3 protein-coding genes are annotated in these 3,572 nt (G+C 71.0%); 2 read left to right on the forward strand and 1 reads right to left on the reverse strand.

The annotated features are described in order from the left end of the window. Nucleotides 1-1,715 (reverse strand): phosphoenolpyruvate--protein phosphotransferase (ptsP, locus tag WA944_RS18760; RefSeq protein WP_526647222.1); only part of this gene is annotated, 1,715 nt, incomplete at its 3' end. Between the two features lie 42 nt (nucleotides 1,716-1,757). Here ptsP and WA944_RS18765 point away from each other — a divergent pair. Further along, nucleotides 1,758-2,537, forward strand: a complete 780-nt coding sequence (locus WA944_RS18765) for a DeoR/GlpR family DNA-binding transcription regulator (RefSeq protein ID WP_526371860.1) — start codon at nucleotides 1,758-1,760, stop codon at nucleotides 2,535-2,537. After that, nucleotides 2,534-3,511 carry a 1-phosphofructokinase gene (gene pfkB / locus WA944_RS18770; protein ID WP_526647223.1) on the forward strand — a complete coding sequence of 326 codons (978 nt, stop codon included), beginning with the start codon at nucleotides 2,534-2,536 and terminating at the stop codon, nucleotides 3,509-3,511. Before WA944_RS18765 ends, pfkB begins: the two co-directional genes overlap by 4 nt. Nucleotides 3,512-3,572: the final 61 nt, after the last annotated feature.

The following is a 3,572-nucleotide window of genomic DNA, read 5'->3' on the forward strand; positions in this document are numbered from 1 at the left end:
GCCGTCTTCAGCACGGCCTCGGCCGCTTCCCGGCACTGCGCCAGGCTGACCTGCGCGAGCTTCGCGCCCACGTTCTGCACCGCGGCCGCGGCCGCCGACAGTGACGTCACCCCGAGCCCGGTGAGCACACATGCCAGCAGCGGGTCCGCGGCGGCCTCACCGCAGACACCGACAGGCTTACCCACCGCGGCGCCCGCGCCGGCCGTCATCGCCACCAGCTGAACCACCGCCGGCTGCCACGGGTCGGTGAGTGTCGCCAGTTCGGCCGACATCCGGTCCGCGGCCATCGTGTACTGCGCCAGGTCGTTGGTCCCGATCGACAGGAAGTCGACGTGCTCGAGGATCCGTTCGGCGAGCAGCGCGGCCGCGGGCACCTCGATCATCACCCCGGGGGTGAGTCCGAGCGAACGTGCCTGGACGGCAAAGCGTTCCGCTTCCTGCGGGGTGGCGATCATCGGCGCCATCACCCACGGCTGGTTGCCGGAGCGTTCGGCGGCGGCCGCGATGCCCTCGAGTTGATGGGTCAGCAGACCGGGGTTGTTCTCGGCGATGCGGATGCCGCGGACACCCAGCGCGGGGTTGGCCTCGTCGGGGTGCCCGGCGAACTTGAGCGGCTTGTCCGATCCGGCGTCGAGCGTGCGGATGACGACCTTGCAGCCGGCGAACGCCTCGAGCACCTCGGCGTAGATGTCGGCCTGCTCCTCGACGGTCGGTTCGGTGTCGGTGTTGAGGAAGCACAGTTCGGTGCGGAACAACCCGATGCCTTCGGCCGGGGTCTCCCGGGCGGAACGGGCCGCGGCGGCGTCCTGGACGTTGGCGAGCACGGCGACGGCGTGCCCGTCGGACGTCGCTCCGGGGCCCGACCAGTTCGCGGCCTGTGCTGCGAGCCGTTCGGCGTCGGCGACGGCGTCGCGGGCGGCCGCCTCGTCCGGGGTCACGGTGACGGTCCCGCGAGTGCCGTCGACCATCACCATCGTCCCAGCGGGAACGTCGTCGAGGCCGGCGACGGCCACGACGCACGGGATGCCGAGCTGCCGGGCGATGATCGCGGTGTGGCTGGTGGGCCCGCCGAGTGTGGTGGCCAGCGCCACGACGAGCTTGGGGTCGAGCCCTGCGGTGTCGGCGGGCGCCAGGTCCTCTGCGCACAGCACCGACGGCTTGTCGGGCACCGGGACGCCCGGCTCGGGCAAGCCGTTGAGCTCGGCGATGACCCGGTCCCGGATGTCACGCAGGTCGGTGACCCGCTCGGCCATCAGCCCACCCATCTTGGTGAACATGTCGACGAACTGGTCGACGGCGCCGACGACCGCGCGCACCGCCGGGGCGCCTTCCTTGATGCGCTTCTCCGTCGCGCCGAGCCAGGCGCGGTCCTGGGCGAGAGTGGCCGTCGCGGCGAGTACCTCGGAGGCGACGCCGGTGGCGTGTGCGGCGCGCTCCCGCAACCGGGTGGCCACGGCCGTCGCCGCTGCGTTGAAGCGCTCCCCCTCGGCCGGCCGCTGCTCTTCGGCGAGGTCGGTGGTGGACTCCCGATCGACCTCGGGCAGCTTGCCGGGACGGATCACCGGTGCGTACTGGACCCCCGGCACGACGGGGACACCCTGCAGCACCGTGCCCGACTCGGCGGTGGGTGATGTAAGCGAAGTAGACGCTGTCATGTGAACCAGATTACAAGAAAATGTTGACAAGTCAACACATTCAAGAGTAAAACCAACCATATCAACATTCAGCAGGGCGAAGACCCACACAAACGGAGACATATGTACCCGGAAGAGCGGCAGCAAGCCATCGCCTCGCTGGTGATGGAGAAGGGCCGCGCCTCCGTCACCGAACTGGCTCAGGCGTATGACGTCACCACCGAGACGGTGCGGCGCGATCTGGCCGTCCTGGACAAGGCGGGCGTCGTGCGCCGGGTGCACGGTGGCGCCGTGCCCGTCCGGGCGCTGCATCTCGTCGAGCCCGGCGTGGGGGAACGCGACGTCACCCGCTCCGAGCACAAGGACGCGATTGCGGCGGCCGCGGCCGAGTTCTTCCCCCTCAGCGGTGCCAGCGTGCTGCTCGACGCCGGCACCACGACCATGCGGATCGCCGGGCGGGTGCCCACGGATCGACCGCTGGTCGTCGTCACCAACTCGGTACCGGTCGCCGCCCGGCTGGCCACCGTCCCGTCGGTGTCACTGCAATTGCTCGGCGGGCGGGTGCGCGGCGTCACCCAGGCCGCGGTCGGCGAGCAGACGCTGCGGGTGCTGGACACGCTGCGGGTCGACATCGCGTTCATCGGTACCAACGCGCTGAGCGTGCGCCACGGACTGTCCACCCCCGACAGCGACGAGGCCGCCGTCAAGAGGGCGATGGTGCAGTCCGCCAACTACGTCGTGGTCGCCGCGGACTCCTCGAAGGTGGGCCGCGAGGACTTCGTCAGCTTCGCTCCCATCACCAGCGTCGACACCCTCATCACCGACCCGGAGATCAGTGCCGCCGACAAGGCCGAGCTGAGCGAGCAGGGTATCGAAGTCATCTGCGCAGGAGGTCAACCGTGATCGTCACCGTCACCCCCAACCCGAGCATCGACCGCACCGTCACGCTGCCGTCGCCGCTGACCCGCGGCGCGGTGCACCGCGTCACGTCGGTCACCAGCCAGGCCGGGGGCAAGGGCGTCAACGTCGCCCGCGCGCTGACCCTCGCCGGCGTCGAGTCACTCGCTGTGCTGCCGGCTGCCCCCAACGACCCGCTGGTGAGCGCGCTGCAATCGGTCGGGGTGTCCTACCGGATCGTGCCGACCAGCGAGCCGGCCCGCACCAACCTGACCATCACCGAGCCGGACGGCACCACCACCAAGATCAACGAGCCGGGTGCGGCGCTCGACGAGGCGGCGGTGCGCGCCCTGACCGAGGCCGTCCTGGAGGCCGCCGACGGCGCCGCCTGGGTGGTGATGTCCGGGTCGCTGCCCCCGGGTGTTCCGCACAGCTGGTACGGCGACGTGGTCGCGTTGCTGGCCTCCCGCCCGTGCCGGGTCGCGGTCGACACCTCCGACGCGCCGCTGGCCGCGCTGGTCGCCGCGCTGGACCGCGGTGCCCCCGACCTGATCAAGCCGAACGCCGAGGAGCTCGCCAGCGTGCTCGGATTGTCGGCGCAGGCGTTGGAAGACGCTGTGGAGCAAGGTGATCCGGGACCCGTGGTGTCGGCGGCGCGGCAGCTGATCGACCGGGGCATCGGAGCTGTGCTGGCCACCCTCGGCGCCGCCGGCGCGGTACTGGTCGACCAGAACGGCGCCTGGATGGCCACACCGCCGCCGATCGTCCCACGCAGCACCGTGGGCGCCGGCGACTCGTCGCTGGCGGGATACGTCCGCGCCGAAGTCGGTGGGGCCGTGCCGCCCCAGCGGCTGCAGATGGCCGTCGCCTACGGCAGCGCCGCGGCCGCTCTACCAGGGACCACGCTGCCCTCCCCCGCCGAGATCGACCTGAATGCGGTTCAGGTGTCCCCGATCTCACCGATTCCTGCCAACCAGTGACAACGAAAGACGAGAGTAGTGCCATGACTAGCTCCACCTCCTCCCCACCGATCATCACCGC

Source organism: Mycobacterium sp. (assembly GCF_049683355.1).
GTDB lineage: Bacteria > Actinomycetota > Actinomycetes > Mycobacteriales > Mycobacteriaceae > Mycobacterium.

Bases quoted from the DNA above. Each gene is read 5' to 3' on its own strand.
- WA944_RS18765 (WP_526371860.1), top strand. From the start codon at position 1,758: ATGTACCCGGAAGAGCGGCAGCAAGCCATCGCCTCGCTGGTGATGGAG.